33 protein-coding genes and 1 tRNA gene are annotated in these 25,556 nt (G+C 70.8%); 18 read left to right on the top strand and 16 right to left on the bottom strand.

Annotated elements, in window-relative coordinates; genetic code table 11:
• A complete protein-coding gene (locus ACMGFG_RS09670) occupies positions 1 to 1,281 on the bottom strand; it encodes a four-carbon acid sugar kinase family protein (protein WP_436930136.1) in 1,281 nt (426 codons plus the stop codon).
• A gap of 144 nt (positions 1,282 to 1,425) precedes the next feature.
• Here ACMGFG_RS09670 and ACMGFG_RS09665 point away from each other — a divergent pair, with 144 nt between their 5' ends.
• From ACMGFG_RS09665 to ACMGFG_RS09650, 4 genes are all read left to right on the top strand, one after another.
• Positions 1,426 to 2,007: a hypothetical protein gene (locus ACMGFG_RS09665; RefSeq protein WP_436930135.1), complete on the top strand. Its 582-nt coding sequence runs from the start codon at positions 1,426 to 1,428 to the stop codon at positions 2,005 to 2,007.
• 100 nt (positions 2,008 to 2,107) lie between these two features.
• Positions 2,108 to 3,064 (top strand): mannonate dehydratase, encoded by a 957-nt coding sequence (locus ACMGFG_RS09660; RefSeq protein WP_436930134.1) that lies wholly within the window; start codon positions 2,108 to 2,110, stop codon positions 3,062 to 3,064.
• A gap of 50 nt (positions 3,065 to 3,114) precedes the next feature.
• The gene (locus ACMGFG_RS09655) at positions 3,115 to 3,351 is read left to right on the top strand and encodes an antitoxin VapB family protein (protein ID WP_436930133.1); all 237 of its coding nucleotides are present in this window, start codon (positions 3,115 to 3,117) and stop codon (positions 3,349 to 3,351) included.
• The gene (locus ACMGFG_RS09650; protein ID WP_436930132.1) at positions 3,352 to 3,744 is read left to right on the top strand and encodes a type II toxin-antitoxin system VapC family toxin; all 393 of its coding nucleotides are present in this window, start codon (positions 3,352 to 3,354) and stop codon (positions 3,742 to 3,744) included.
• Here ACMGFG_RS09650 and ACMGFG_RS09645 read toward each other — a convergent pair whose 3' ends face one another.
• From ACMGFG_RS09645 to ACMGFG_RS09635, 3 genes are all read right to left on the bottom strand, one after another.
• Positions 3,745 to 4,158 carry a hypothetical protein gene (locus ACMGFG_RS09645; protein WP_436930131.1) on the bottom strand — a complete coding sequence of 138 codons (414 nt, stop codon included), beginning with the start codon at positions 4,156 to 4,158 and terminating at the stop codon, positions 3,745 to 3,747. It lies immediately after the preceding gene.
• A 52-nt stretch (positions 4,159 to 4,210) separates the two neighbouring features.
• The gene (locus ACMGFG_RS09640; RefSeq protein ID WP_436930130.1) at positions 4,211 to 4,618 is read right to left on the bottom strand and encodes a sterol desaturase; all 408 of its coding nucleotides are present in this window, start codon (positions 4,616 to 4,618) and stop codon (positions 4,211 to 4,213) included.
• A gap of 187 nt (positions 4,619 to 4,805) precedes the next feature.
• Complete coding sequence (locus ACMGFG_RS09635; RefSeq protein ID WP_436930129.1) at positions 4,806 to 5,996, bottom strand: mandelate racemase/muconate lactonizing enzyme family protein; 1,191 nt, start codon at positions 5,994 to 5,996, stop codon at positions 4,806 to 4,808.
• A gap of 627 nt (positions 5,997 to 6,623) precedes the next feature.
• Here ACMGFG_RS09635 and ACMGFG_RS09630 point away from each other — a divergent pair.
• From ACMGFG_RS09630 to ACMGFG_RS09610, 5 genes are all read left to right on the top strand, one after another.
• The gene (locus ACMGFG_RS09630) at positions 6,624 to 6,806 is read left to right on the top strand and encodes a DUF5786 family protein (protein ID WP_135364901.1); all 183 of its coding nucleotides are present in this window, start codon (positions 6,624 to 6,626) and stop codon (positions 6,804 to 6,806) included.
• Positions 6,803 to 7,405, top strand: coding sequence for an endonuclease dU (locus ACMGFG_RS09625; protein ID WP_436930128.1), 603 nt, complete (start codon positions 6,803 to 6,805; stop codon positions 7,403 to 7,405). Before ACMGFG_RS09630 ends, ACMGFG_RS09625 begins: the two co-directional genes overlap by 4 nt.
• Before the next feature lie 54 nt (positions 7,406 to 7,459).
• Complete coding sequence (locus ACMGFG_RS09620) at positions 7,460 to 8,053, top strand: uracil-DNA glycosylase (protein WP_436930127.1); 594 nt, start codon at positions 7,460 to 7,462, stop codon at positions 8,051 to 8,053.
• A gap of 78 nt (positions 8,054 to 8,131) precedes the next feature.
• Complete coding sequence (locus ACMGFG_RS09615; protein ID WP_436930126.1) at positions 8,132 to 8,458, top strand: hypothetical protein; 327 nt, start codon at positions 8,132 to 8,134, stop codon at positions 8,456 to 8,458.
• Positions 8,455 to 8,895, top strand: coding sequence for a type II toxin-antitoxin system VapC family toxin (locus ACMGFG_RS09610; RefSeq protein WP_436930125.1), 441 nt, complete (start codon positions 8,455 to 8,457; stop codon positions 8,893 to 8,895). The genes ACMGFG_RS09615 and ACMGFG_RS09610 overlap by 4 nt, the downstream gene beginning before the upstream one ends.
• 13 nt (positions 8,896 to 8,908) lie before the next feature.
• On the opposite strand, the gene ACMGFG_RS09605 is transcribed toward ACMGFG_RS09610, so the two are convergent.
• Positions 8,909 to 11,074 (bottom strand): heterodisulfide reductase-related iron-sulfur binding cluster, encoded by a 2,166-nt coding sequence (locus tag ACMGFG_RS09605; RefSeq protein WP_436930124.1) that lies wholly within the window; start codon positions 11,072 to 11,074, stop codon positions 8,909 to 8,911.
• A gap of 196 nt (positions 11,075 to 11,270) precedes the next feature.
• On the opposite strand from ACMGFG_RS09605, the gene ACMGFG_RS09600 reads away from it, so the two are divergent.
• Both ACMGFG_RS09600 and ACMGFG_RS09595 read left to right on the top strand, forming a co-directional pair.
• Positions 11,271 to 11,870 (top strand): conditioned medium-induced protein 4, encoded by a 600-nt coding sequence (locus tag ACMGFG_RS09600; protein ID WP_436930123.1) that lies wholly within the window; start codon positions 11,271 to 11,273, stop codon positions 11,868 to 11,870.
• Between the two features lie 117 nt (positions 11,871 to 11,987).
• A complete protein-coding gene (locus tag ACMGFG_RS09595; RefSeq protein WP_436930122.1) occupies positions 11,988 to 12,641 on the top strand; it encodes a CRISPR-associated protein Cas4 in 654 nt (217 codons plus the stop codon).
• Between the two features lie 45 nt (positions 12,642 to 12,686).
• Here ACMGFG_RS09595 and ACMGFG_RS09590 read toward each other — a convergent pair whose 3' ends face one another.
• The gene (locus ACMGFG_RS09590; RefSeq protein ID WP_436930121.1) at positions 12,687 to 13,655 is read right to left on the bottom strand and encodes a transcriptional regulator; all 969 of its coding nucleotides are present in this window, start codon (positions 13,653 to 13,655) and stop codon (positions 12,687 to 12,689) included.
• 142 nt (positions 13,656 to 13,797) lie between these two features.
• On the opposite strand from ACMGFG_RS09590, the gene ACMGFG_RS09585 reads away from it, so the two are divergent.
• Positions 13,798 to 15,069: a TiaS agmantine-binding domain-containing protein gene (locus ACMGFG_RS09585; RefSeq protein WP_436930120.1), complete on the top strand. Its 1,272-nt coding sequence runs from the start codon at positions 13,798 to 13,800 to the stop codon at positions 15,067 to 15,069.
• 35 nt (positions 15,070 to 15,104) lie between these two features.
• On the opposite strand, the gene ACMGFG_RS09580 is transcribed toward ACMGFG_RS09585, so the two are convergent.
• Positions 15,105 to 15,518: an SRPBCC family protein gene (locus ACMGFG_RS09580; protein WP_436930119.1), complete on the bottom strand. Its 414-nt coding sequence runs from the start codon at positions 15,516 to 15,518 to the stop codon at positions 15,105 to 15,107.
• Between the two features lie 172 nt (positions 15,519 to 15,690).
• Between ACMGFG_RS09580 and ACMGFG_RS09575 the strand changes: the two genes are divergently transcribed.
• The 4 genes from ACMGFG_RS09575 (at position 15,691) to ACMGFG_RS09560 (ending at position 18,502) form a co-directional block, all read left to right on the top strand.
• Complete coding sequence (locus ACMGFG_RS09575; protein ID WP_436930118.1) at positions 15,691 to 15,927, top strand: DUF2249 domain-containing protein; 237 nt, start codon at positions 15,691 to 15,693, stop codon at positions 15,925 to 15,927.
• Positions 15,928 to 16,029: 102 nt separating this feature from the next.
• Entirely contained in the window at positions 16,030 to 16,680 is a 651-nt protein-coding gene (locus ACMGFG_RS09570; protein WP_436930117.1) for a DUF7998 family protein, read from the top strand.
• 81 nt (positions 16,681 to 16,761) lie between these two features.
• Positions 16,762 to 17,952: an MFS transporter gene (locus ACMGFG_RS09565; protein ID WP_436930116.1), complete on the top strand. Its 1,191-nt coding sequence runs from the start codon at positions 16,762 to 16,764 to the stop codon at positions 17,950 to 17,952.
• A gap of 82 nt (positions 17,953 to 18,034) precedes the next feature.
• Positions 18,035 to 18,502 (top strand): hypothetical protein, encoded by a 468-nt coding sequence (locus tag ACMGFG_RS09560; protein ID WP_436930115.1) that lies wholly within the window; start codon positions 18,035 to 18,037, stop codon positions 18,500 to 18,502.
• Here the strand turns inward: ACMGFG_RS09560 and ACMGFG_RS09555 are convergent.
• The 6 genes from ACMGFG_RS09555 to ACMGFG_RS09530 form a co-directional block, all read right to left on the bottom strand.
• Positions 18,499 to 18,822: a hypothetical protein gene (locus tag ACMGFG_RS09555; RefSeq protein ID WP_436930114.1), complete on the bottom strand. Its 324-nt coding sequence runs from the start codon at positions 18,820 to 18,822 to the stop codon at positions 18,499 to 18,501. The two genes, ACMGFG_RS09560 and ACMGFG_RS09555, sit on opposite strands and share 4 nt — an antisense overlap.
• A 238-nt stretch (positions 18,823 to 19,060) precedes the next feature.
• Positions 19,061 to 19,141, bottom strand: a tRNA-Ser gene (locus ACMGFG_RS09550).
• Between the two features lie 27 nt (positions 19,142 to 19,168).
• The gene (locus ACMGFG_RS09545; RefSeq protein ID WP_436930113.1) at positions 19,169 to 19,441 is read right to left on the bottom strand and encodes a DUF7981 family protein; all 273 of its coding nucleotides are present in this window, start codon (positions 19,439 to 19,441) and stop codon (positions 19,169 to 19,171) included.
• Entirely contained in the window at positions 19,441 to 19,818 is a 378-nt protein-coding gene (locus ACMGFG_RS09540) for a Rid family detoxifying hydrolase (RefSeq protein ID WP_436930112.1), read from the bottom strand. The genes ACMGFG_RS09545 and ACMGFG_RS09540 overlap by 1 nt, the downstream gene beginning before the upstream one ends.
• 60 nt (positions 19,819 to 19,878) lie before the next feature.
• Entirely contained in the window at positions 19,879 to 20,220 is a 342-nt protein-coding gene (locus ACMGFG_RS09535) for a glutaredoxin family protein (protein ID WP_436930111.1), read from the bottom strand.
• 98 nt (positions 20,221 to 20,318) lie between these two features.
• The gene (locus tag ACMGFG_RS09530; protein WP_436930110.1) at positions 20,319 to 20,735 is read right to left on the bottom strand and encodes a VOC family protein; all 417 of its coding nucleotides are present in this window, start codon (positions 20,733 to 20,735) and stop codon (positions 20,319 to 20,321) included.
• Between the two features lie 181 nt (positions 20,736 to 20,916).
• Here ACMGFG_RS09530 and ACMGFG_RS09525 point away from each other — a divergent pair, with 181 nt between their 5' ends.
• Entirely contained in the window at positions 20,917 to 21,141 is a 225-nt protein-coding gene (locus ACMGFG_RS09525; protein ID WP_436930109.1) for a hypothetical protein, read from the top strand.
• Here the strand turns inward: ACMGFG_RS09525 and ACMGFG_RS09520 are convergent, their stop codons facing one another.
• Together ACMGFG_RS09520 and ACMGFG_RS09515 are read right to left on the bottom strand one after the other, a co-directional pair.
• Entirely contained in the window at positions 21,142 to 21,738 is a 597-nt protein-coding gene (locus tag ACMGFG_RS09520; protein ID WP_436930108.1) for an NUDIX hydrolase, read from the bottom strand.
• Positions 21,735 to 22,820, bottom strand: coding sequence for a pyridoxal-phosphate dependent enzyme (locus ACMGFG_RS09515; RefSeq protein WP_436930107.1), 1,086 nt, complete (start codon positions 22,818 to 22,820; stop codon positions 21,735 to 21,737). The genes ACMGFG_RS09520 and ACMGFG_RS09515 overlap by 4 nt, the downstream gene beginning before the upstream one ends.
• Before the next feature lie 142 nt (positions 22,821 to 22,962).
• Between ACMGFG_RS09515 and ACMGFG_RS09510 the strand changes: the two genes are divergently transcribed.
• Positions 22,963 to 24,039 (top strand): aminopeptidase, encoded by a 1,077-nt coding sequence (locus ACMGFG_RS09510; RefSeq protein WP_436930106.1) that lies wholly within the window; start codon positions 22,963 to 22,965, stop codon positions 24,037 to 24,039.
• A 37-nt stretch (positions 24,040 to 24,076) separates the two neighbouring features.
• On the opposite strand, the gene citZ is transcribed toward ACMGFG_RS09510, so the two are convergent.
• Positions 24,077 to 25,213 carry a citrate synthase gene (gene citZ, locus ACMGFG_RS09505; protein ID WP_436930105.1) on the bottom strand — a complete coding sequence of 379 codons (1,137 nt, stop codon included), beginning with the start codon at positions 25,211 to 25,213 and terminating at the stop codon, positions 24,077 to 24,079.
• Positions 25,214 to 25,556: the final 343 nt, after the last annotated feature.

Below are 25,556 nucleotides of genomic sequence, written 5' to 3'. Positions count from 1 at the left end.
CTACCGACCGAGCGCGTCCAGACAGTTGAGGATGACCCTTTCGTCCCCGAACCCGCCGGCCTTCGTCGCCACCCGCGTCCCCGCCGCGGGGCCGTCCGCGACCACACCGACCGGCACGCCGGCGGCGACCTCCTCACCGACCAGATCCACCACCGCCACGTCGAGCGCGTCGAGGACCGCGCCCGCAGTGTCTCCCCCCGTGAGGACGAGGCCGGCGGGCGACGCGTCCGCGACGGTCGCCCGCGCGGCGGCGGCCAGTGCCGCGGCGACCCGGTCGGCCGCGAGGTCGTCGGCGTTCGTCCCGCCCCCGGCTATCTCGTCGGCCGCCCGCTCGGCCGCGGTCACGTCGTCCGGTCCCGTCGCGGCCGTGACGACCGCCCGGCCGTGCCAGTCGAGCAGCGCCCCCAGCGACTCGGCGGCCGCGCGGCCCGCGTGCTCGGGCTCGCGGACGGCCGCCGCGGGATCGATGGCGACGACCGCCGCCTCGTCGACCGCCGCCAGTTGCGCGAGCGTCCGCTCGTTGACGCTCCCGACGACGCCCAGCACGCCCGACCGCCGGGGGTCGGTCGATACGTCCGTCGGGGTATCCGGCGGCTCGCCGGGTACGTCGACGTGGGCCGCGAGTCCCCCGCTGCCGACGTACAGCGGGTCCGCGTCCAGCGACGCCGCGCCCGCCGCGACCGCTCCGAGGTGGTCGTCGCTCGACGCGTCACAGACCGCGAGCGTCGGTCGCTCGCCCGCGGCGAAGCCGGACAGCCGGGCCGCGACCACCGACGGCCCGGCGTCGACGGTGTCGTCGTCGAGGTGTGCGACCGGGTATTCCGAGTCGGCGAACAGCTCGCGGAGGTCCGACTCGCCGACGCCGTAGCCCGCCTCGGCCAGGGCCGTCCCGTCGACGAGGTGGCGCCCACTCTCCGTGGTACGGCCGGTCGCCGGGAACGCCGGCGCGACGACGGCCAGGGCGGCGCCGGTCGCCGCCAGCGCCGCGTCGACCTCGGCGACGACGTTCCCGCGCAGCGTCGAGTCGACCTTCTTGTAGACGAGGGCGGCGGGGTGGGCCTCGACGGCGCGGGCCACCGCCGCGGCGGCCACCCCGGGAGCGGCGTCGCGGCTGTCGGTGTCGACGACGAGCACGTCCGTCTCGGTTCCGTCGGCGTCGTCAACGTCGTCGGCGTCGTCGACCGGGCGATGGACGCGGACGCCCCGACCGCGCGCGGCGAAGCCGTGGCCGGTGTCGGTCGCCCCCGTCAGGTCGTCGGCGACGACCAGCGCGTTTCGCATTGCTCCCGGTTCCGCCCGCTCGCACTTAGTCGCGTCCGTCCGGCCGTCCGGGTCGGCCGCGAGCCGGCCGACGGCGACCGCGCCCGCCGTCCACCATTCGATCGCCGGCCGGCGACTTATTCGCCCGAGGACCGAACCGGCCACGTGACCGAACCGAACCAGGCGGCCGTCGCGGAGGCGGTCCGCGAGGGGGAGTCGATGGGCGGGCGCGACCTGGTCGAACTGGTCGAGCGCCACCACGAGGGCGCGGGCGTCGAACGCGAGACCATCGAGGCGTACGCGGAGGAACTGGCGGCCCGCGACGACTACGCGTTCGACGCCGAGGCGTTCCTGGCGGACGTGCGGGACCACACCACCGACGCCGACCGCTGGGCGGGCGGCGGCTACTACGAGGTCGGCGACGGCGTCGACGACGGCCGGATCAGCCTCTTCCCGGAACTGTGGCACGAGGAACTCGGCGGCTCGACCGACGCCGCCGAGTACGTCCGGTTCATCCAGGACGAGGAGCCCGAGTACCTCGCGGACCTCGAAGTCGGCGGCCCCGGGGAGGGCGTGCCGAAGCCGGCCGTCCTGCAGGCGCTCCAGCTCGTGGGGCGGGTCGACCGCCCGACCGCGCGGGAGGCGCTGGCCGAGGCCGGCGACCGCGGCGCCGTCGTCCAGGACGCCGACCAGAACCCCGACGCCGACATCTACCTCGCCGACCGCGTCTCCGAGGACACGGCCTGACCCGAACGCGCCGAGCGACCGGTCCGCCGCTCGCACCGCCGAAACCGGAGCGAACCGCGACCAGCAGAACGGTTTTCCCCCGCCGGTCGCAGGCGGTGGTATGGACTACACGGTCTTCATGTCGACCGAGCCCACCGAGCGGTGGGACCTGGCGAAGCAGATGGGGCTCTCGAAAGCGGTCTCGGGCCTCCCGCGCGGCGCCGACGGCGACCCCTGGGCGTTCGAGCCGCTGCTCGAGCTGAAAAACCGGTTCGCCGACGCGGGGCTGGACCTGGCCGTCGTCGAGGACCGGCCGCCGCTGGACGACGCCATCCTCGGTCGAGAGGGCCGCGACGAGCAGATCGAGACGGTCAAGACGCTCCTGCGGAACATGGGCCGGGTCGGCATCGACGTGTGGTGTTACGTCTGGATGGCGCCGCTGAAGGTCCTCCGCACGTCGCGGTCAGTCCGCGGTCGCGGCGGGTCGCTCGTCACCCGCTACGACCACGACCAGATGGACCGCGGGCCCGAGCTCCGGGGTGCCAGCGCCGACGAACTGTGGGCCAACCTCGAATACTTCCTCGACGAGGTCGTCCCCGTCGCGGAGGAGGCCGGCGTCAAACTCGCGCTCCACCCCGACGACCCGCCGCACTCCCCCGTTCGGGGGGTCGAACGGATCGTCACGAACCCGGAGGCCTACCGCCGGGCGATGGATCTCTACGATTCGGAGTACAACGGGATCACGCTCTGTCAGGGCAACTTCGCGGCGATGGGCGCGGACGTGCCGGCGGCCATCCGCGAGTTCGACGAGCGGATCCACTTCGCGCACTTCCGGGACGTGGAGGGGACGGCGGACTCGTTCACCGAGGTGTGGCACGACGAGGGGCCGACCGACATGGCCGAAGCCATCCGGGCCTACGAGGAGATCGGCTTCGACGGGCCGCTGCGGCCGGACCACTGCCCGACGATGGCCGGCGAGGACAACGCCTCCCCCGGCTACCACGACAAGGGCCGGCTGTTCGCCGTGGGGTATCTCAAGGGGCTGCGCGACCAGTACCGGTCGATGCGCGGCGAGTAGCGACCGGCCCGGCGAAGGGCTTTTTGTGCGCTGCATACGACTGTATGCACATGTCCAAGAGCATCCGGCTCTCGGAGGACGCCTACGAGCGCCTCGCCGCGCACAAGCGCGAGGACGAGACGTTCTCGGACGTGGTGCTCCGGCTGGCCGGCGAGCGCTCGCTGCTGGACATCGCGGGCGTCCTCTCCGACGAGGAAGCCGACGCCGTCCGGGACGCCGTCGAGGAGCGCCGCGAGCGCCGCCGTCGGGACCTCGAAACAGTCGCCGACGAGCTAGGTGGGTCGTGAGTGCTACTCGACACCGCGTTTCTCATCGATCTGCTGAACGGGGACGAGGCCGCCGTCGAGCGGGCGCGTGAACTGGAAGCGAACCTCGTTCAGCAACGGATCTCCTCGATGACGCTGTTCGAACTCTACTACGGCGTCGGCCGAGCGGACCAGTCGGAAGCTGAACGCGAGGAGATCGAGACGGTGCTGGAATCGAAGCCGATCCATCCCGCCGACACGGCAGTGATTCGGAAGGCCGGGCGCCTCGCCGGAGAACTGGCTGCCGACGGGAACCCTGTGGCCGACGGCGACGTGATCATCGGCGCGACCGCAGTAGTCGTCGACGAGCCGGTACTCACTCGCAACGTCGACGACTTCGAGCGGCTGCCGGGCGTCGAAGTCGAGACGTACTGATCAGTCGTCGGCCGGGTCCGCGGTACCGGCGGACTGACGTGTCTCCTCTCCCCGCCCACGCTCCAGCACGTCGAGGCCGCCGACGAAGTAGCCCACCATGTAGGTGGCGAGGACGACGACGTGGAGGCCGATCTGGTCGGGGAGGTCGACGGCCGCGGCGAAGACGGCCTGGAACGCGACGACGATCACGAAGAACTGCCCGACCGCGGTCCACTTGCCGTCCTGCCAGCGACCGTTCGAACTCGCGAACTCGGGGTGTTGCCGGACCGTTCGGGATAGCACGAGCGCGAGGACGAACACGCTGACGGCGGCCGCCCCGGCGATCCCGGAGGCCGTACCGAACCACCACAGGCTACCGCCCGTCGCGACGCCCAGCACGACCGCGAGGAGTCCGTGGCGTCTGGACCGTTCCATACGACTCCCTATGATCCCCACGGACAAAAATGTCACCTGTGCAACGCCACGGTCAGTCGTCGGCCGGCGTCGACCGGGAGCCACTGGCGGCGTCGCCGGCGGAGTCGCGTTCCATCTCGGCCAGCGACCCGGCGAGATAGCCGACCAGGCCGGCGAGGATCACGAGCATCTGCGCGCCGGCCAGCGTCGCCGGCGAGGGTTCGACGGTCGCGAGTCCGACGAGCGCCGCGAGGTTGACGACGCCGACGGACAGCCCCGCCCAGCGCCCGTCCCGCCAGCCCTCGCCGGTCGTCCGGTGGGGGTAGTGCCGCTGGATGTAGACGAGCAGCCCCACGCTGACCGCCACGCAGACGCCGGCCGCGCCGGCGAACAGGTAGTCACCGACGAACCACACGCCCGCGCCGGCGGCGGCCCCGCCGAGCGCGACCGCCGCGAGCGGACCGAGGAGACCTCGGCTCATACCCACCGGTACGTGCCACGCGCCGATAATGATTTCGAACGGACAGGTCGACGGTGACGGCCGACGGTACCGGCCACGGTGAAGACCGACGGTGACGGTCGACCGCGAGTCGCTCCGTGATGCCTGGGACCGGTTGCGGTTCCGGATCGAGCACCACAGGAGCGAACGCCGGCGGGCGGGACGAAGCTTACGCTTCGTCCAGCAGCGTCTCGCCCTCTTTCATGTGCTCCTCGACGGCGTCGAGGTCGAGCGTGACCCCGAGGCCGGGCTCGTCGTCGACCGGGATAGCACCGTCGACGATCACGTCGTCCTCCTCGACGAACGTCTCCCAGTCGGGGTCGTCGCGGCCGTGCCACTCCAGGGCAAGGAAGTTCGAGACGGAGACGCCGACGTGGGCGCCGGCCTTCGTCCCCAGCGGCGAGGAGACGTTGTGCAGCGCGAGCGGGATGTAGTAGTCGTCGGCGAGGTTCGCGGCCTTGACCGTCTCGCGCATCCCGCCGAACTTCGGCATGTCGGGCTGGAGCACGTCGATGCCCTGCTGTTCGACCATGTCGCGGACGCCGTGGGTGCGGTAGACGTTCTCGCCGGCGCAGATGGTGGTGTCGGTCGCCTGCGTGACCTCCCGCTGGACCTTCAGGTTCTCGGGGGGCACCACGTCCTCGAGCCACCACACGTCGTAGTCCTCGATGGCGGCGGCCAGCCGCCGGGCGCTGTCGCCCGCGTAGTTCCAGTGACAGTCGAAGGCCACGTCGGCGTCGTGGCCGACCCGCTCGGTCACCGCCTCGACGACGCTGGCCTTGTAGTCGATGGCCTCGGCGTTGAGGTGGCGGTTGTGGCGGTCCTTCTCGTAGCGCTTGCTCGCGTCGAGGTCGAACTTGATGGCGTCGTGGCCCTCGTCGACGACCAGCTCGGCGGCCTCGGCGTAGCTCTCGGGCGCGTAGATGTCCCGGTCGAACTCGTCGGGTTTGGCGTTCTCGTGGGCGCCGCCGAGGTGCGCGCCGGCGTGACAGTCCACGTAGATCCGCGCCTCGTCGCGGTAGGCACCGCCCAGCAGCCGGTAGGCCGGCTGTTCCTCCAGCTTGCCCGCCAGGTCGTGCAGCGCGATGTCGATCCCGGAGATGGCGCTGACGGTCGCGCCCGCCAGTGACCCCGTCGCCGAGTGGATCTCGTAGAGTTTGTGCACCAGCGGCTCGACGTCGCGGGGGTCCTCGCCCGCCAGCCACTCCAGGGAGTCCTCGACGATGTCGCCGACGCCCGGCCCCCAGTAGCACTCGCCGGTGCCGGTGACGCCCGCGTCGGTGTAGATGCGGACGAACGTCCACGTCCAGTCCGCGTCGACCTGTGTCGCCTGTACGTCCGTGATCTCCACGTCGGTCATAGCGCTCCCTTCCGGGTGCTCCGTAATCAACCTCGGGGCGTCCCGTCAGCCGTCTGTCGCGTCCCCCGTCCCGCTCCCGGAGAGTCCTTCCGCCGTCCGGCGGCGCGCCCGCGACCGGTGCCCGCCGACGCCCGCTCCACGCCGTACCTCGTGCTCGCCCGCGTTCGTCCCTGCCCGCAGTCCACCGCGTGCGTCCCTACCCGCAGTCCACCGCGTGCGTCCTGCCCGTATGGCCACCACGTTCGGGCCCGCCCGGGCACCAACCTCGTCCCCGTCCCACCTGCCCCCGCGTCGGCGTCGCCCGGCCGGCCCCTCCACGGCCCACCTGTCGGCCGGTCTACAACAGTGGTCGAACCCGCCCGAGTCGAACGACGAACCCCACACACGAGCGTCGAACGTCACGAATACCGGCAATACGTGGCAACTACCGTCCGACACAGGACCGTGGAACTCCGGGGAACGACCGTCCAGTTATCGCCGCCAGAACTTCCGTCCCGCTCGTGTACTCGGATATCGGAGTGTATCCGCCCCGTTTTATACTCATTATTCGATGTTCGATCAGTTAATGGCCGGTTACTCCGGATACGGCGTATGATTTTTCACGATCAGTGTGTAACGATCACGTGTATGGGGTTCGGGAGCTACGACGAATCAGAACAGGAGAATCAGGAGCTAGACGCCGACCTCGAGGACGACGACGACGGCGTCAACACAGCGGAGAACACACACGACGGTGACGTCGAGTACGAGTTCGACGCGTCGAACGACGAGTTGCTCGACAGGCTACAGGACATCAAAGAGAACACGTGAAATCCGGGGTTCGCGCCATCGGGGTGGCCGAATCCTACCGGAGCGAGGACAGCACGCTGGCGGCTGCCGTCGTCCGCGCGAACCGCGTCGTGGACGGGCTCGCGTTCGACACCTGCACGGTCGGCGGCACCGACGCCACCGAGACGGTCGTCTCGCTGGTCGACCGACTCGACCGCGAGGACGCGCGGTACCTTCTGCTGGCGGGCATCGCGCCCGCGTGGTTCAACCTCTTCGACCTGCCGGCGATCCGCGAGCGCGTCGCCCGCCCGGTCCTCTCGGTCGCCTTCGAGGACAGCGAGGGGCTCGAACCCGCGCTCCGGGAGGCCTTCGATGGCGACGCGCTCGACGACCGGCTGGCCGTCTACCGCCGCCAGCCCGAGCGCCGCCCGGTCTCGCTCGACGGCGGGACCGTCTACGTCCGCGCCGCCGGCCTCGACCCCGACGAGGCCGCCGCCGTCGTCCGCGGGTTCACGCCCGAGGGCGGCCGCCCGGAGCCGCTGCGAGTCGCCCGCCTGGCCGCCCGCGCGGCCGACCGGCGGTTCGTCGGCGGCGAGGGTGGCGATACCGGTGGCGACGGGAGCGCCGACGCCGACCGCTGACCCGTCCGTCGCCGAGACCGACCCGATTATGGTCGCGGGCGGCGACCCCCGGGTATGAGCGACGGCGAGATGGACGGGCTCGAAGTGGTCGCCTGCGAGCACTGTCCCGAGCTGGTCGACCACCGCGGTCGCATCGTCAACGGCACCGGCCCGGCCGACGCGGACCTGCTGTTCGTCGGCGAGGCGCCCGGCCAGTCCGAGGACGAACAGGGCGAGCCGTTCGTCGGCCGCTCGGGCGACGTGTTAGACGACGGCCTCCGCGACGCTGGGCTGGATCGGGGCGACGTGCGCATCACCAACTGCGTCCGCTGTCACCCGCCGGACAACCGCGACCCGACGGACGACGAGCTCTCGAACTGCCGGGGCTACCTGGAGACGGAGATCGACCGCGTCGACCCCGCGGTGGTCGTCACGCTCGGCAAGGTCCCCGCCGAACACCTGCTGGAGCGTGACGTGGCGGTCACGAGCGAGGCCGGCGACGTCGCGGAGGTAGAGATCGGCGGCGAGCGACGGCGGGTGCTGGTCTGCGTCCACCCCGCGGCGACGCTGTACGACCCCTCCCAGCGCGAGACGTTCGCCTCGACGCTCGAACGGGCCGCCGACTTCACCGACGAGTCCAGCGGCCAGTCGCGTATCGGCGACTTCTGAAGCGAGGCGATCGCGAAGCGAAGTTCGACGAGTACGGCCCGGCGAAGGTTTATCCGCGGAAGCGAGCAACACGCGGGTATGGCGTCGGTTCCCGTCGACGAGCGGACGAAGGCCCGGATCCGGGAGCTGTGCGAGGAGATCGAGCGCGAGACCGGCCGTGCGGTGTCCGAGCGCGCCGTCGTCGAGCGGATGGTCGAGCGGGAGTTCGCGTCCCGCGAGGCGCTGGTCGACTCGTTCCGCGAGGGGGCGAGCGACCCGGTCGACGACGACTTCGAGGGGCTCTCCGAGGCGGAGATCGAGCGGTTCTTCGCGGGCACGAGCGACTGGGGTATCGATACGGCGGAGGACGAGATCGACGAGGTCCTCTACGGGGACGAAGCGCTGTCCGAGTTCGACGACGAATGAGCGTCTTTCTCGACACCGGGCTCTACTACGCGCTGCAGAACGAGGGGAGCAGCCGCCACGAGCCCGCCAGAACGGCGTTCGACGCCGTGTTTCGCGGTCGGTTCGGATCGGCGTTCACGAGCGAATACGTCTACGACGAGGCCGTCACGCTCGTGCGGAAACGGACCGGCAGGTACGACGAGGCGAAGACTGTGGGGGATCGGATCCTGGGACGGGACGGATACCCCGACGCGGTCGACTTCCACTTCGTTTCCCGAGCGGAGTTCGACTTCGCGGTCGAGGCGTTCGACCGCTACGACGATCAGCCGCTCAGTTTCACCGACGCGACGACGGTCGCGCTCGTCGAAGCGCACGACATCGACCGTGTGCTCGCGTTCGACGACGACTTCGACGGGGTCGTCGACCGAGTCGACCCGCGGTCGGTCGCCGGCGCGTAGACGACGCGGTCGGTCAATCGTCCGCCGGCGACCCAGCGGGACCGCTCTCACCGGTTGCGACACCGCCCGTCTCCCGCACCTCGACCGCCTCGACGAGCAGTTCGGCCACGTCGACGACCTCGATCTCGTCCTCGAAGCCGCCGGTCTTGCGGCCGTCCTCGAACATCGTGGTACACATCGGGCAGGCGACGACGAACTTCTCGACGGCGGGGCCGACGGGGGTGTCCTCGACGGCCTCCCGCAGTCGCTCCTCGCTGGGCTTGGGGTCCTCGTCGAACTCCATCCAGAGGCCGCCGCCACCGCCGCCGCAGCAGAACGAATCGTCGCGATTCCTGGGCATCTCGGCCAGCTCGCAGCCGGTCGCGCGGACCAGCTCGCGGGGCGCCTCGTACTCGCCGTTGTACCGCCCGAGGTGACACGGGTCGTGGTAGGTGACGGTGTAGTCGAGTTCGTCGCCGCGCAGACCCAGGCGGCCCTCGTCGACGAGGTCCTCGACGACCTGGGTCCAGTGGAAGACGGGCGCGCCGTCCCAGTTCTCGTCGGGCACCTCCAGCATCGGGTCGTCGGCGAATTCCTCGAAGTCGACCTCGGGGTACTCGTTCGCGAAGGTGTTGAACGCGTGAGGGTCGGTGCAGACGACCTTCTCGAACTCGCAGTCGTCGAAGGCGTTCACCATGGTCGCGGCCTGCTCGACGAAGAGGAACTCCTCGCCGACCCGCCGGACGTCGTTGCCGTCGTAGACCTCGTCGTCGTACAGGATCCCGTAGTCCACGTCCGCCCGCTCGAAGAGGCGGGCGAGCGACCGCGCGACCCGCCTGTTCCGGTCGTCGAAGCTCGGGTAGTCGCCGACGTACCAGAGGTATTCGACGGATTCCTCGCGGGCGTCGGTCGGTTCGGCGTCCAGTTCGTCGGCCCAGTCGGCCCGCTTGCGCTGGGACTCGCCGAAGGTGTTGCCCTGCTGCATCACGTTCTGGAAGGCGTCCTGAACGTTCCTGTCGAGGTCGCCCTGGTCGACGAGCTGTCGGTTCATCCGGGTGAACGAGTCGAGATGTTCGATCTCGACGGGGCAGGCGTCCATGCAGGCCATGCAGGCCATACAGGACTCCATCGTCGCGGCGTCGATGACAGACGTGCCGCCGTCGGCGACGATGTCGACTTTCTCACCGCCGGCGTCGCGGGCCTCCCGGTAGTTCTTGAGGTCGAGGATCACGTCCCGCGGGTCGAGCGGGCGGCCGGCGGCCTTGGCGGGGCAGGCCGCCGAACACCGGCCGCACTTGGTGCAGGCGTCCTGGTCGAGCAGCTCCTTCCAGGTGAAGTCGTCGATGGACTCGGCGTTCGTGGCCTCCAGGTCGGCGGGGACGCCGGGGAGCCGCCGGCCGGCGTCCTCGTCGCGGGCGACGACGTTGGCGGCCGAGGCGAGCATGTGGAACGGCTTCCCGAGCGGGATCGCCGCGACGAACGCCAGCGCGAGGATCGAGTGACTCCACCAGACAACGGGGTAGGTCGCCTCGGCCATCGCGGGCGTCATCCCTGCGCCGTCGAGCGCGACGGCGACCGCCCAGCCGACGAAGCTCACCGTCTCGAAGTCCGGGAAGTTCTGCCCGAGGATCCGCCACCCCTCGGTGAGGTAGCCGCCGACGCCCAGCAGGAAGAGCGCCCAGACGAAGAGATCGTCCTCGGCGGAGGTGTGGCGGCCCCACAGGCGACCGTCGCGGGCGGCGTAGCGCCGGTAGAGCAGGACGCCGAGGCCGACGACGAAGAGCAGCCCCATCGCGTCGACGACGAACGAATAGGAGAGGTAGAAGTCGCCGACGAAGAAGGAGTCGCCGGTGAGCGGGCGGTAGATGTCCATGTCGATGCCGAGGATCGTGGTCGCGATGAGCAGGGTGAGAAAGCCCCAGAGGACGAACGCGTGGGCGAGCCCGGCGACGAGGTCGCCGTCGCGCAGCGTCCGGTTCGAGAGGACGACCCGCGCGGCGTCGACGACCCGCCGCGGGAGGTCGTCGAGGCGATCGAGGGGGTCCTCGCGGCCCTCGGCGTAGCGGGCGACCCGCCGGTACGACCCCAGCAGGAAGACGGCGATGGCGACCGCCGCCAGGTAGTAGAACGCCGCCTTCCCGACAGGGCCGATCCCCCAGAACGTCGGGCGGGTCGGCGCCTCCGCCTGGAGCACGAGCATACCCTAGAGGCGGGCCACGCCGCGCTTAAAGCTTGCCACGGATTCGCACGACAACGGTCCACAACCGCGGTCCCGTTTGTCGATTTCGCGTCCGGACGCGTGTCGGTACCCGGAGAGAGCCGTGCGCCTCGACCAGCCGTTCGTCGCAGGTGTCAACAATTATTTAGGTGTGCGGCCCTCGACTGAGTGTCCGGAGATGGACGAAAAGACAGAGGAACTGCGGGACATCTTCATGGACGTTTCCGACGAGGAGACGGTCACGGAGACCCAGGCGGAGCAGCGGGGCTCCATCGCGGACCAGCCCGACGAGTCGACCATCCGCGAACGCCTGCGGGGGGTAATCGAGGCGCTCGACGACCGCTACGAGTTCGACTCCGACCTGGAGACGGAGGCGTACGTCGATCTGGTCCGGGGGTTCTACGACGACGGGTCCGACGAGGCGATCGCCGAGGACCTGGGCGTCTCGACCGAGGAAGTGTTCCGCGCACGCATGGACCTGCACCTGTTCCGGGAGTCGGACACGGCGGCCCCGTTCGACATCTGCGAGCTGCGCCGCCGTGGCGAGGAGAGCGACGCCGCCCTCGCCGAGGAGTTCGGCGTCGAGGAGTCGACGCTGGCCCACTACCGCCGCGTCGTCGACGCCCAGGACGCCGCCCGGGCGGCGAACCACCGCTACCAGACCGAGTTCGACGAGATCCTCACCGACGCCGCCATCTCGGGCCAGCTCACCGAGAGCGTCCAGGAGGACGGCCTCGACGAGGCCGCCGAGGACATCGAGACCGACGTGTCGTTCTGAGTGGCGGCTTCGACCTCGATTTTTCCGGCATCGGGGCCTCAGCCCGCGCCCGACTCGTACTGGTGGCAAACAGATGGCTGCGAGGGTTTATGACCGAAAGCGGGACCACCGGCGGGTATGCACACGTTCCGCGACGTGGCAACGGCGGCGTACTGCCCGCGGAAGCTCTACTACCGCCGGCGCGACCCGGCGGCCGACGAGGATATCCCCCAGGAGGTCCGCGCCCGCCGGGACCTGGCCTTCCGCTACCCCGAACTGCTCGACTCCGACCCCGAGATCCAGGCCGCGCCGATCGAGATCACGCCCACGCAGTACCGCTCGCGGCTCGGCCGCCTGCGGGCGAGTCTGGACGCCTGGGACGACCTGGTCGACCCCGCGGGGCGGGAGGTGCTGCTGGAGGGGCGGGAGTGTCGCGGGGTCGCGCACAAGGTGCTCGACGGGCCGCCGCGGCCGTCGCTGGTGTTCGCCGGCTCCCCGCCCGAACAGGGGGTCTGGGAGCCACAGACCGTCCGGCTGGTCGCCGCCGCGAAGGCGCTGGCCTGGGAGCGCGAGACGACCGTCGAGACCGCCTTCGCCGAGTACCCCGCCTTCGGCGTCGTCCGGGAGGTGCCGCTCACGACGCGCCGGAAGGCGACCTACCGGTCGGCCGTCCGCACCGCCGACGCCGTCGACGGCCCGCCCTCCCGGACCGCGAACCGCGAGAAGTGCTCGCCGTGCGAGTACCAGGGCCAGTGCGGCGTGACGACGCGGTCGCTGAAGTCGATGCTGTGAGACGGGACAGCGAGGGGAGAGAACGCCCTCAGGAGCGGGAGGGGGTCACGCGGAACTGCCCTCGGGGTCGGCCCGTTCGCGGATGATATCCCGCAGTTCGTCGGCCTCCTCGATGTTCTCCATCTCGGCCTCCTCGACGATGGCGGTGCCCTCGACTGACTCGCGGGTGGCGCGCTCGACGACGTACACCGACCGCGTCCGGGTGACCCGCCCGACGGAAGACATGATGCGGGCGCGCTTCTCGGCGGTCTTGGTGAGCTCGGAGTGGCCGGTCAGCATCTCCTCCTCGCGGCGCTCGTTCTCGCTGACGGTCTTGAACGGCGCCCGGTCCGTGGGGTGGACGTCGAAGCCGACGCGCGTGAGGACGGCGACGATGGGCTCGTCCTCGGGGTCGACCTCGGGGTCGTCTGGGGTCTCCTCGTCCTCGCGGACCTCCTCGGCGCCGTCGAGCACCTCGACCGGCGAGGTGAGCGGCGCGTCGAACAGTTCCTGTAGCTGGCTGGCCACCTCGACGGAGGCGTCCATGCCGTCCTCGTACTTCGAGACGGTCCGCCGGGAGACGCCGAGCTCGCTGGCGAGTCGCCCCAGCGACCAGTCGCGGTCCTCGCGGGCGTCTTCGAGCACCTCGCTGTCGATGTTGACGTAGAGGCCTCCCGGTGCCGCGTAGATGAGCGGCGGGACCTCCTCGACGAAGAGATCCATGGCGGTGTCGGGCGAGAGCACCGGGACGCCGTGGCGGAAGTAGGTGACGCCCGGTTTGAGCTCCTCGTCGCGGGTGCGCAGGCCGATGACCAGCGGCGTGGCGCCCAGGTACTTCCCGAGGCGGCGCATCTCGGCGCCGGTGTGGCCGTCGAACGCGTCGATGTTGCCGAGGATCTTCACGAGGAGGACCTCCTCCCCGCGGCGGGCCGCGACGTCGAAGCTCTTCGGCCGGATGGCGCAGCGCTCGCTCACCACGAAGCCCGCGTCCTCCAACATCGCGGTGACGTTGCCGACCAGTGCCGACCGTGACATGGTGTGAGGTAAGTAGGTCTTCGCATATATGCGTTGTGTCCCCGTAGACCCGCCGTGCCTCCCGTTTTTTCACGCCGACCGATAGATTGATATAGAATTTTCCGGTCGAAACCCGTTTGCCCGCCCTCGCGTTATGGCCCGTGTGACCGTCATCGGGCTCGACGACACGGATTCCCGCGAGCGCGGGATGTGCACCACCTTCGTCGCCGCCACCCTCGCCGAGCGGATCGAAGACGTGGGTGGGACCGTCGAGCGGCGCCTGCTCGTGCGGCTCAACCCGGGCGTCGAGCACAAGACCCGCGGCAACGCCGCGCTGGCCGTCCACACCGACCTCGACGCCGACCGCGCGCTCGAACTCGCGCGCGACCACCTCGACCTGGCCGAGACCGCGGACCCGCGGACGAACCCGGGTGTCGTCGTCGCGCCGGGCGACCCCGGGGACGTTCCGGACGAGGTGGCCGCGTTCGCCCGCGGCGCGGTCCGCGACTACCACGCGGTCGACGACGCGGTCGACCTGGCCGAGCGGGCGGGCTACCGGAGCGCCCACGCGGGCAACGGCCGCGGCCGGGTCGGCGCGCTGGCCGCCGTGGGCGCCTGGCGCGCGTTCGACGAGTGGACCTGCGAGTGTATCTCCTACCGCGAGCGCGACCGCTGGGGCACCGAGCGGGACGTGGACCGCGAGTCGGTCTTCGAGGCCGCCGAACGGGCCTACCCCGACGCCTGGGACACCGTGGACCGGGGCGAAGGCTACCCCGTCTGCGTCCCGCGGACGCCCTGCCCGATCCTCCACGGGATCCGCGGCGACGACCCCGAGACCGTGCGGTCCGTGGCGAGGGCCATCGACGGCGAACCGGTGGCGAGCCGGGCGCTGTTCGTCACCAACCAGGGGACCGACGCCCACCTGCGGCCGGTCGACGGGTTCGGGAGCGCCGCCGACGGGCGCGCCTACCGGGTCGACGGCGAGGTCGTCGCCGACCCGGAGACCCGGGAGGGCGGCCACGTGTTCACCGCCCTGCGGAGCGACGACGGCGAGACGGCGGCGGTCGCCGCCTTCGAACCCACGAAGCGGTTCCGCGACCGCGTGCGGGCGCTGCGCCCCGGCGACCGACTGACCGTCTGCGGCGAGCTAAGCGACGGGACGCTGAAACTGGAGAAGTTCGCGGTCCGTGATCTCGTGCGGACGGAACCGGCGAACCCGGAGTGTCCGGAGTGCGGCCGTTCGATGGGGTCTGCGGGCGCCGGCCAGGGCTACCGCTGCCGGGACTGCGGAACGAGCGCCGGCGGCAAGGTCGAGGTCCCCGTCGAGCGGGACCTGGAACTCGGGTGGTACGAGGTGCCCCCGTGTGCCCGCCGACACGTCGCGAAACCACTCGTCCGCGGCGGGTTCGACGCGCCCGTCCATCCCGAGCGATAGGCCCGGCTCGCGGCCGGGGGTAGCGATGGGCCGGCCTATCCCGCGAACTTCTCTTCCAGCCAGTCGAACTGCGACTCCAGCTCGTGGCGTCGCTGGCGCTTGATCACCGTGGCGTCGAGCACCTGCCCGACCAGGGCGAGGTCGAGTTCGAAGTCGGTCGTCGCCGTGACCTCCGAGCCGCCGTCGACGGCCTCGACGCGGTACTCGGTATCCATGGTCTCGAAGAAGCCGTCGGCCTGCTCGTAGGCCAGGTCGGCCCCGGTGTCGACCAGACGCAGGTCGAGCGTCACCGTCGCGAGCCCGACCTGGTTCTCCAGGTGCATCTCGTCGCCGTCGACGGTCACCTCGGTGAACCCCGCGGCGAGCATGAACGCCTCCAGATCGTCCATCGCGTCGCGCACGCGCTCGGGCGGGGCGTCGACTCGACGCGAGACCGTGACCGTCTGCATGTCCGCCCGGACTCGCTCCAGCCACGTCAGTGTCACGCCGCACCGGTTCGGCGGGGTCGCCGCTCGCGCCCCCGGACCGCGCGGCGCGCGACGCGATGGACCCCCGGGCGGCGACGACCCGCCCGAACGTCTTCGGGACAACGCGCTCGCCCGCGGACCCGCAACTACGGGTATGGCCGACGTATCGGGAGAGGCGACGCGGACGCTCGACGCCCGGGAGATCGACGGCGAACCGTTCGGCGCCATTTTGGCCGCGCTGGAGGACCTGCCGGCGGATGGGACGCTCGAACTCGTCAACAGCTTCGAGCCGGAGCCGCTGTACGACGTGCTCGACGACCGGGGGTTCGTCCACGAGACCGAGCGCGTCGCCGACGACGAGTTCCACGTCTACATCAGCGTCGCGGAGTGACTGCGCGGCCGCGAGCGGTCGGTCGGCCCGCCCGTTCGCTCCGCGTATAGGCCCGAACGTATTCGGGACGGGACATAGCGGGACGGCGACCCAACGGTCGGTATGGTCAACGTTCCGTCGCCGTTCGGCGGGAGCGACGACACCTTCGACCCCTACGACGAGTTCGTCCCCGACCACGCGCCGGCGCCCGGCGACTTCCTCGCCGACCACGACGTGCTCGACGGCCGCGAGCACCTCGCGGTCCACCGGCTGGCGCGCGAGCTGTTCGAGGAGCGGGCGGTCTACGACATGACCTTCGGCTACAACCTCGCGCGGCTGAACAACGACCAGCGCCACCCCGACGCGGGGTACCGCTACGCCGTCGAGCGGGCCGGGGCAGTCGACGACGACCTGCCGACGCCCGACTGGTCGCGCGGAGACGACAGCGGGTCGGCCCGCGTCCTGCGCGCGGAGTTCACGCCGACGACCGCCTTCTGCCCGCAGAGCGACACGCTCACCAGGGGCTCGTTGCGCGCCTGGAACGGCCTGGCCGACCGCCACGAGTTCGACCTCGTGCGGGTCCGCGTCGCGCCGATGCACCAGCGCGCGAGCCAGATCAACGCCGCGCTCCGGGACCTGGAGGCGACGTTCGTCGAGACCGGCGAGTTGCCCGATCCCGACGACGGAGGCGACGCCGGAACGCCCGGCGACGGGTTCGACGACGACGCCGTCCCGGGGTCGGCGGGCCGCGACGGGTCGCGCGCGCCGTTCTGATCGGGGCCGGCGTCCGATGCGACCGTCCCGTCGCATCGGTTCCGACAGTAGGATATCCCACTGGTCCCTTCCGTACGGTAGATGACGGGCTCGCGCGACCGCGCCTGGCTCGCGGCGATGGTCTTCGCCGTCCTGCTCGCGCAGGTGCTGCTGTACCCCGGCGTCGACCGGCTGGTCGGGGCGCTCGGCGCGACGACGGACCTGGACGCGAGCATGTGGTTCCTCGCGGCGGAGTTCGCGGCGTTCGTCGCCTTCGCCGGCGTCTGGGGCGCCGCCAGCGACCGCGCCGGCCGGCGGACACCCTTTATCGCCGCCGGCGCGCTCGGGGGCTCGGCGGGCTATCTCGCGCTCGCCGTCCTCCCGGGGTTCACCAGCCTCTCCTTCGAGGGGGTGCTGGTCGTCCGCGCGGCCCAGGGCGCCGCCACCATCGGCGCCTTCTCGCTGGCGATGACGATGCTGATGGACCTGGAGGGCGGCCACGGCCGGAACATGGCCGCCGCCGGCGCGGCCATCGGCGGCGGCACCGCGCTGGGCGCCCCCCTCGGCGGCCAGCTCTACGAGGTCGGCCCGTTCGTCCCGCTCTATCTCGCGAGCGCGCTGCTGGCGGGCGTCGCGGTCCTCGCGCTGGCGGTCGACGACCGCGCGCCCGACGGCGAGCGCGACTCGCTTGCCCGCGCGCTCGCGAGCCTCCGCGGGACGCCGACGCTGGCCGTCCCCTACGCCTTCGGCTTTCTCGACCGGCTGACCGCCGGCTTCTTCGCCCTGGTCGGCACCCTCTACTTCCGGTCGGCGTTCGGCCTCGGCCCCGGCGCCACCGGGCTGATGCTCGCCCTCTTTTTTGCCCCCTTCGCCCTCCTGCAGTACCCGATGGGTATCCTCTCGGACAAGGTGGGACGGACGGTACCCATCGTCGCCGGGTCGGCGTGTTACGGCCTGGTCGTGATCGGCGTCGGCCGCGCGCCGACCGTCGCGCTCGCCGGCGCCGGGATGCTCGCCGTCGGTATCCTGGGCGCGCTGATGTCGCCGGCGACGATGGCGCTCGTGACCGACCTGGCCGCCGACACCGAGCGCGGCGTCGCCATGGCCGGGTTCAACATCTTCGGCAGCCTGGGCTTCCTGGCCGGCGTCGTCGTCGGCGGGAGCGTCGCCGGCGCCTACGGCTACCCCGAGGCGTTCCTCGTCGCCGGCGGCCTGGAGATCGTCGTCGCCGCCGCGACGCTGCCGGTCTTCCTGCGGCTGGACATCGGGCGGACCGCGACGTTCGCGGAGTGAGCGGACCGCCGCCGGCCACTCTGCCCCGAGAGAGGCTTGGAGCGAACGTTTATACGGGGTCGGAAGACCACTGTTCGGTACTGTGATTGCGGGTACCTGGGCCGATCCGCGGCGGATTTCGCCGCGTGTGCTACTACTGGGTGGGCTCGTCGGTGTCGCCCTGCTCGTCGCGAGTTTGCTGGTCGAGGTCCGCGTCGTCGTCACGAGTCCGGATCTCGGCGACGTTACCGGCGTTCTCCGGACGCTCTGGCGGACCCTTCTCGCCATCGCGACTCTCGGCTCGTTTCTCCTCGCAGTGCGCAACGCCAGAGATGACGGGACATCGTCGGATAGCCCGGCGCGCACGTTCGAGATCAAGGGTGAGAACCACGATATCGACGTCCATCTACACGGGATCGATCCGACCGGAGACGGTGCTCGAACGGACCGAGCGGACGGATCGACCGCGGACGGAAGTGAGCGCCGAACAACCGACGACGCCGAACGAGACGGAGAGAAGCGAGAGGGACGACGGGACCTCGATGAAGAACGAGGAGATGGGACCGATTAGGCCGCCAGCTCTCGTCCGATCCACTCCCGGGCCGCGGCCGAAAGCATGGCTTCCCACGAGTTGAACCCGGTGTGTTCGTCGACGTACGCATCGAACTGTTCCCCGGGAATCCGGTCGAAGTCCGCCTCGCTCTCGACAGTCCAGGGACTCGCTTCGAAAAACTGCCGGATCGACTCGAACTCCGTGTGCGTCTGCATGAAGTCCTCCGGGAACAGTTCTGCGAACGAAACGGCGGTCTCGCCGTCGACGGCCTCCGTGCGGTCCTGTAGCCGGTCGAGTTCGTCGGCGAGTTCTTCGAACCCCCTGATCTCCACGCTCATGGATACGTGTCGGTCCCGAAACCGTATAAATACTTGGAGCGACGGAACCGCGTTTCCGCGAGCTGTCCGGGTCTTGCTGACGCGGTCTCGCGGGGCGCGGTGAAACCTCCCGGTGTGGCGCTCTCGCCCGAACGGCAGACGGCGGGACTATGTACGCGGGAGAGACCTGCCGGGGAGGGTTCGAACGCTCACGATGGCGAGCACACGAGGTGCTCGCCGAAGTTATTCGCGTCAGAAGCGCCAGGACTGGGATTTGAACCCAGAATCCCAAAGGGAACACGCTTTCCAGGCGTGCGCCTTACCGTTCGGCCATCCTGGCTCACCTTGAGATACCGCAGTCGGGTGGTTAAGGGCTTTCGTTCTCGGTCGGCAGCCGGTCCCGGGTGAGGTGGGTCGCCGTCGCGGCGCCGACGGCGACGACCGCGGCGACCCCGAGTTTCGGCGCGAACCCGACGCCCAGGTCGCCGAGGAGTTCGTAGCCCTGCGCGAGCACGAGAAAGGAGAGGCCGCCGACCAGTCCCCACAGCACGCTCGACTTCGTCGCGGGGGCGACCAGCGGGTCGCGGTCGGCTCCCGAATCGTGGTCTGGCGCGCGACCGTCGCTCGGCGCGTCGGTCATCACTTCGTCGCGATGGCCTCGATCTCGACGCCGACGCCCTTCGGGAGTTCCTCGACGCCGACGGCGCTGCGGGCGGGCGGTTCGTCGTCGAAGAACGTCTCGTAGGTGTCGTTCATCTCGTCGAAGTCGTCGATGTCGTCGAGGTAGACCGTCACCTTCAGCACGTCGGTCATCTCGGCGCCCGCCTCGTCGAGGACAGCCTCGACGTTCTCCAGCGCCTGCCGAGTCTGTACGTCGATGGCGGCGTCGTCGAGGAGTTCGCCGTCCGGTGTGAGCGGGATCTGGCCCGCCGTGAAGACCAGATCGTCGGTCTCGGTCGCCTGGCTGTACGCGCCCACGGCCGCGGGCGCCGCGTCGGTGCTGACGATGCGCTTCATACCCGAACGGGCGACCGCGAGCGGCTTAAACTCCGTGGCGCCCGGGCGGAGCGAACGGGCTCAGGCGGTCAGCTTCGGTTCGAGGTCGCCCCGCTCGTCGAGCTGTTTGAGGATGTCGCTGCCGCCGACGAACTCGCCGTCGACGAACGTCTGGGGGATGGTCTCGCGGCCGCTGTGGCGTTCGAGCGCGGCGCGGAACTCGTCGAGCGACTCCAGCGTGTCGACGACCTCGATATCGTCGCGGTACTGCTTGAGCAGCGTCAGCGCGCGGTCGGAGTAGCCGCACTGGGGCATGATCTCCGTGCCCTTCATGAACAGTACCACTTCGTTGTCCTCGATGGCCTCGTCGACGCGCTCGTCGACCTCGTCCTGCGGGAGGCCCTCGTCGGGTTCGAACGTCATACCCGTGGTCTGGGTCCCCTCGTGGATACCTCTTGCGACGGGCGGGTCCGCGCCGCCCTCCCGACCGGAACGCGGCGGACCGAACGGGGCGGCCGCGGCTACGCGTCGAGGACCTCGACCAGGTTGCCCTCGGGGTCCCGGAGGAAGAGGATGGTCGTGCCGGTGCTGGAGGTCTGGGGTTCGCTGACCGTCTCCACGTCGTCGGGCAGGTCCTCGTAGAAGCCCTCCACGTCGTCGACGCCGAACCCGAGGTGTTTGGCGCCGCGGTCGTTGGCCGAGTCGGCGACCGCCTCACCGCCCGACGGCTCGTACTCGACGAGTTCGACGCGGGTGCCGTCGCCGTCGAGGTGGGCGAACCGGCCGGTCGCGTTCTCGACGCCGACGCCCCGCGAGAAGTTCTCGCCGGAGGACTCGAACTCGGCGAGCAGTTCGAGGTCGAAGACCTCGGTGTAGAATTCGACGGCCCGGTCCAGGTCGGCGACGGTCGTCCCGGTGTGGTGGACGCTTCCGGTCATGGGCGAGCGAGCGTGGGCCAGCGCCGAAACGGTGTCGGTCCGGAGCGGGCTGTCGACCCGATCGAACCCCGGCGAGACCGGGCGACTCCAGTCCGGTAGGGACGACCGAATCAGCGGTTATACGCCCCTGATCGCGGGTAACTGACCCGTAACAATGATCGGTGACGGCGTAGGCCGGGCCATGCGAGAAGAACGCTCGGAACCGCAACGGGGCCGGGTCGTCGTCGGGCCGCCGCCGCCACCGACGGCCGCACCCGACGACGTGCTCCCGGCGGTCGTCCGCACGCGCAGCGACGACAGCGAGCGCTACATCTGCTACTCCGCCGCCCCGGAGTACGACGGCGTCGCCGAGACCCGGCTGTCGGTCGACACCGACGCCGTCGTCGAGCGGGAGCTGTGGCGCTAATCAGCCGCCGGAGCGGGCCGAGTCGTCCCGCAATCGGTCGACGGCGGCCTCGACCCGCCGGCGGTCGACCGACCGGATACGGGCGTCGGTCGTCGACAGCTCCGCGAACGGCCACCAGCGCGCGTCGGCGGCCTCCGGACCGGGGTCGATCGATCCCGTCGTCTCGGCCCGCTCGACCGCGAAACAGATAGAGAGGTAGGAGCCGTCGGCCGGGTCGTCGATGTCGAAGCCGGTGCGGACGAGTTCGAGGGCGTCGGGGTCGACTGCGATGCCCGTCTCCTCTTCGAGTTCGCGCGCGGCGCCGACGCGGGCGGACTCGTCGACTTCGAGGATCCCGCCGGGGACCGCCCAGGCACCCCGGTGGGGTTCGTTGGCGCGCTCGATCAGGAGCGCCGCGTCGCCGTCCTGTGGCTTCGCCGCACTGCCCGAGGGACTCCGTCCCCCGCTGTCGAGGACGACGACGCTCCCCCCGGGCGTCGGGTTCTGGAAGATTATCTCCTCGCACTCCGGACAGAACCGCCGGTCCCGGCCCTCGAAGACCGTCGTCCCCAGCGCGGTCCCGCAGTACGGGCAGTAGTCGGCTCGGCGTTTGGTCATCCCTTGAGCCCCGTCCCGGTGAGCGCGACGACCACGTCGTCGTCGGGGCCGACGACGCCACGCTCGCGGTAGTCGGCGAGCGCCGCCGTGGCGGTCGCGCAGGTCGGCTCCACGTGGAAGCCCGCCCGGGCGAGGCGGTCGTGTTCGCGCTCGGTGGCCTCGGGGCCGACCGCGACAGCGTCGCCGTCCGTCTCCTCGACGGCCGCCAGGATCCCGTCCAGCCGGGCGGGCTCGCGGATCTGGATGCCGTCCGCGGCGGTGTTCGAGGGCGCGTTGTCGGGCGCGCCCCGGCCGAGCGCGTCGGCGACCGGCGCCGCCCCGGTCGCCTGCGCGCCGAGGAGCCGCGGCATCCCGTCGGTCCAGCCGGCCGCCCGCAGCGCCCGGAAGCCGCGGTAGGCGCCGAGGAAGAGCGTCCCGTGGCCCAGCGGGGTGACGACGGCGTCCGGGAGTTCCCAGTCGCGCTGGGCGGCGAGTTCGAGCGCGAACGTCGCCGTCCCGCGGAAGAAGGCGGGGTTCCAGGCGTGGCTGGCGTACCAGCCCTCCCCGCGTTCGACGGCTTCGACGCAGACGTCGGTCACGTCGCCCCGGGTCCCCTCGACGCGGACCACGTCGGCGCCGGTCCGCTCGATGGCCCGGAGCTTGCCGGGTTTGGCCTCGGCCGGGACGTAGATCTCGGCGTCGATACCCGCGCGGGCGGCGTAGGTGGCGATGGCGAGGCCGGCGTTGCCCGAGGAGTCTTCGAGCACCCGGTCGACGCCGACCTGTGCCGCCCGCGATATCGTCAGCGCCGCGCCGCGGTCCTTGAAACTCCCCGTCGGGAACACCGATTCGAGCTTGAAATCGGCGTCCCACGCGGGCGCGTCGACGACCGGCGTCCACCCTTCGCCCAGCGTGACCGCGCGTTCGGTATCGAGGAACGGTTCGAACGCCCAGAGGCCGCGGTCGCGGTCGAGGTGGTCGGGGGGGTGGTCGGCGTCGGGGAGCGGCCGGTCGGCGTAGTCCAGTGCGCCCCCGCAGTCGCAGCGCCACGGGGCGTCGGCGCCGTCGTCGTACTCGCGGCCGCAGTCGCCGCAGGTGAGCATACCGGCCGTTCGGGCCGGCCCGACCAGTAGGTGACGGTCCGGCCCCGCTCTCGGCCCGGCGGCCGCTCGTCGGCCCGCTCGGGCTTTACTTTCGCTCCGGCCGGCGGAGGTTCATGTCGGACCCGCCCGTGGGTCCGCTGCCATGGACGACCGCGTCAGGCGCCACGCCGGGATCCTAACCGACTACTGCACCGACGTATCGGCCGACGACGACGTGCTGATCCGGGCTCCGACCCCGGCCGCCGACCTCGTCGAAGCGCTCTACGAGCGGATCGGGGACCGCGGTGCTCGCCCGACGACCGAGTGGCGTCATCCCCGAGCCACCCGCGCCTATGGACGGGCGATCGATCCCGACGACGTCCGGACCGCCGACCACCGGCTGGCGGCGATGGCGGAGACCGACGTCGTCATCCTGATCAAGGGCGCCGAGAACGACGCCGCGGGGAGCGACGTCGACCCGGAGACGCGCGCGGCGCTCCGCCGGGCGAAGCGACCGGTCCTCGACGAGCGCCTCGAAACGCGCTGGGTGATCACCCAGTATCCGACCGCCGCGGACGCACAGCGGGCGGATCTACCGACGCGGGCGTGGGAGGAGTTCGTCTACGACGCCGTCGACCGCGACTGGGACGCCCAGCGCGCCTTCCAGGAGCGACTCGTCGACGTGCTCGAACCCGCCGAGACGGTCCGGATCGTCTCCGGCGACGACACCGACCTCCGCCTCTCGGTCGACGGGATGGGGGCGTTCAACGACGCCGGCGAGGACAACATGCCCGGCGGCGAGGTCGCGACCGTCCCCGTCGTCGACTCCGCCGATGGGACGATCACGTTCGACCTCCCGGTCGTTCGCGGCGGCCGGGAGATCCGGGGCGCCCGTCTCACCTTCGAGGACGGCGAGGTCGTCGACCACGCCGCCGAGCGCAACGAGGCGGCGCTGACGGCCCTGCTGGACACCGACGACGGGGCCCGCCGGCTGGGCGAACTGGGGATCGGGATGAACCGCGACATCGACCGGTTCACCAACAACCTCCTGTTCGACGAGAAGATGGGGGACACCGTCCACGTCGCCCTCGGGGACGCGATGGCCGAGTGCGTCCCAGACGACCGGGAACTGAACGAGAGCGCCGTCCACGCGGACCTGCTGGTCGACACGAGCGAGGACTCGCGGATCGAAGTGGACGGCGAGGTCGTCCAGGAGAACGGGACGTTCGCGTTCGAGTGACGCGGCGGCGCGTGCGGCTACCGGGGGGCGGACCGCGTTACCGCTCGTCGATGTCCGGGAACGCCCGGTCCTCGGGCCCGGTGTACCGCGCACGGGGGCGGATCAGGCGATTGTCCTCGACGTACTCGGCGGCGTGGGCGATCCAGCCGGCGGCGCGGCTCATCGCGAAGATGGGGGTGTAGATGTCGACGGGGATGCCCATCTGGTAGTACGTCGACGCCGAGTAGAAGTCGACGTTGGGCGCCAGTCCCTTCTCCTCGGCCATGAACTGCTCGATCTTCGTGGAGTACTCGTACCACTTGGGGGTGCCGGCGGCCTCGCCGAGTTCCTGGGAGCGCTCGCCGAGGATCTTGGCGCGGGGGTCCTTGACGTTGTAGACGCGGTGGCCGAACCCGGCGATGCGCCGGCCGTCTTCGAGGGCCTTCTCGACCCACGCGACGGGGTCGCGGTCACTCTCGTCGACCTCCTTGAGCATCTCCATCACGTCCTGGTTGGCGCCGCCGTGCAGCGGGCCCTTGAGCGTGCCGATGGCCGAGGTGACGGAGCTGTGCAGGTCCGAGAGCGTCGAGGCGGTGGTGATGGCGGAGAACGTCGAGGCGTTGAACCCGTGGTCGGCGTGGAGGACCAGCGCCATGTCGAAGGTCTCGGCGAGCACGTCGTCGGGCTCCTCGCCGTTGAGCATGTAGAGGAAGTTGGCGGCGTGGCCCAGGTCCTCGCGGGGCTCGACGGGGTCGTCGCCGTCGCGCATCCGCGTGAAAGCGGCGAGAATCGTGGGGATCTTGGCGGTGATGCGCCGGCCCTTGCGGAGCGTCGCCTCGCGGTCGGTGGCGGGCTCGCCGGCGTCGGGGTCGTACGCCGAGAGCATCGAGACCGCCGTGCGGAGCGCGGCCATGGGGTTCTCGTCGGCGGCGGCCAGCTGGCCCACGGTCTCGAGCACGTCCTCGTCGACCGACCGCTCGGCGACCATCGAGTCGGTGAAGGCGTCGAGCCGGTCGGCGTCGGGCAACTCGCCGTGCCACAGCAGGTGGATGACCTCCTCGTAGCTCGCGTGTCTGGCGAGGTCCTCGATCTCGTAGCCGCGGTAGATGAGTCGCCCCTCGTCGCCGTCGATCTGGCTGAGATCGGACTCGGCGACGAGCACGCCCTCGAGGCCTTTCCGTAGCTCGTCGGTCATACCCCACTCGTTCGCCTGGACCGGCCAAAAGGGTTACCGTTCTCCGGTGGACGCGTACGGAATCACCGAACGCTCGCTGGACGAACGTACACCGCCCCGACCGCGACGCCCCGCGCGGATCGCCGCCCTCCGCACCGCAACCTCCGGCGAATTGCCGATCCAGTCGTCGATACGTAGTTCGTCGATCGTCGTTTCGCCGGCGACGGACGCCGGAGATGTTCGATTCTCGCGAACGCCGTGTCGCGGCGAGTCGGACCGGCCCCGCGGGCCGGCTACGTGGGCGGTTCAGGGTCGATTTACCGGCGATTCGCGGGTCGTCGGGCCGGTCGGGCGCGAGCGCGGT

The organism is Halosimplex halobium, from assembly GCF_051414055.1.
Classification (GTDB): Archaea; Halobacteriota; Halobacteria; order Halobacteriales; family Haloarculaceae; genus Halosimplex; species Halosimplex halobium.
Note: the sequence above shows the minus strand (reverse complement) of the source record. Positions and strands in the feature narration are given on the sequence as shown.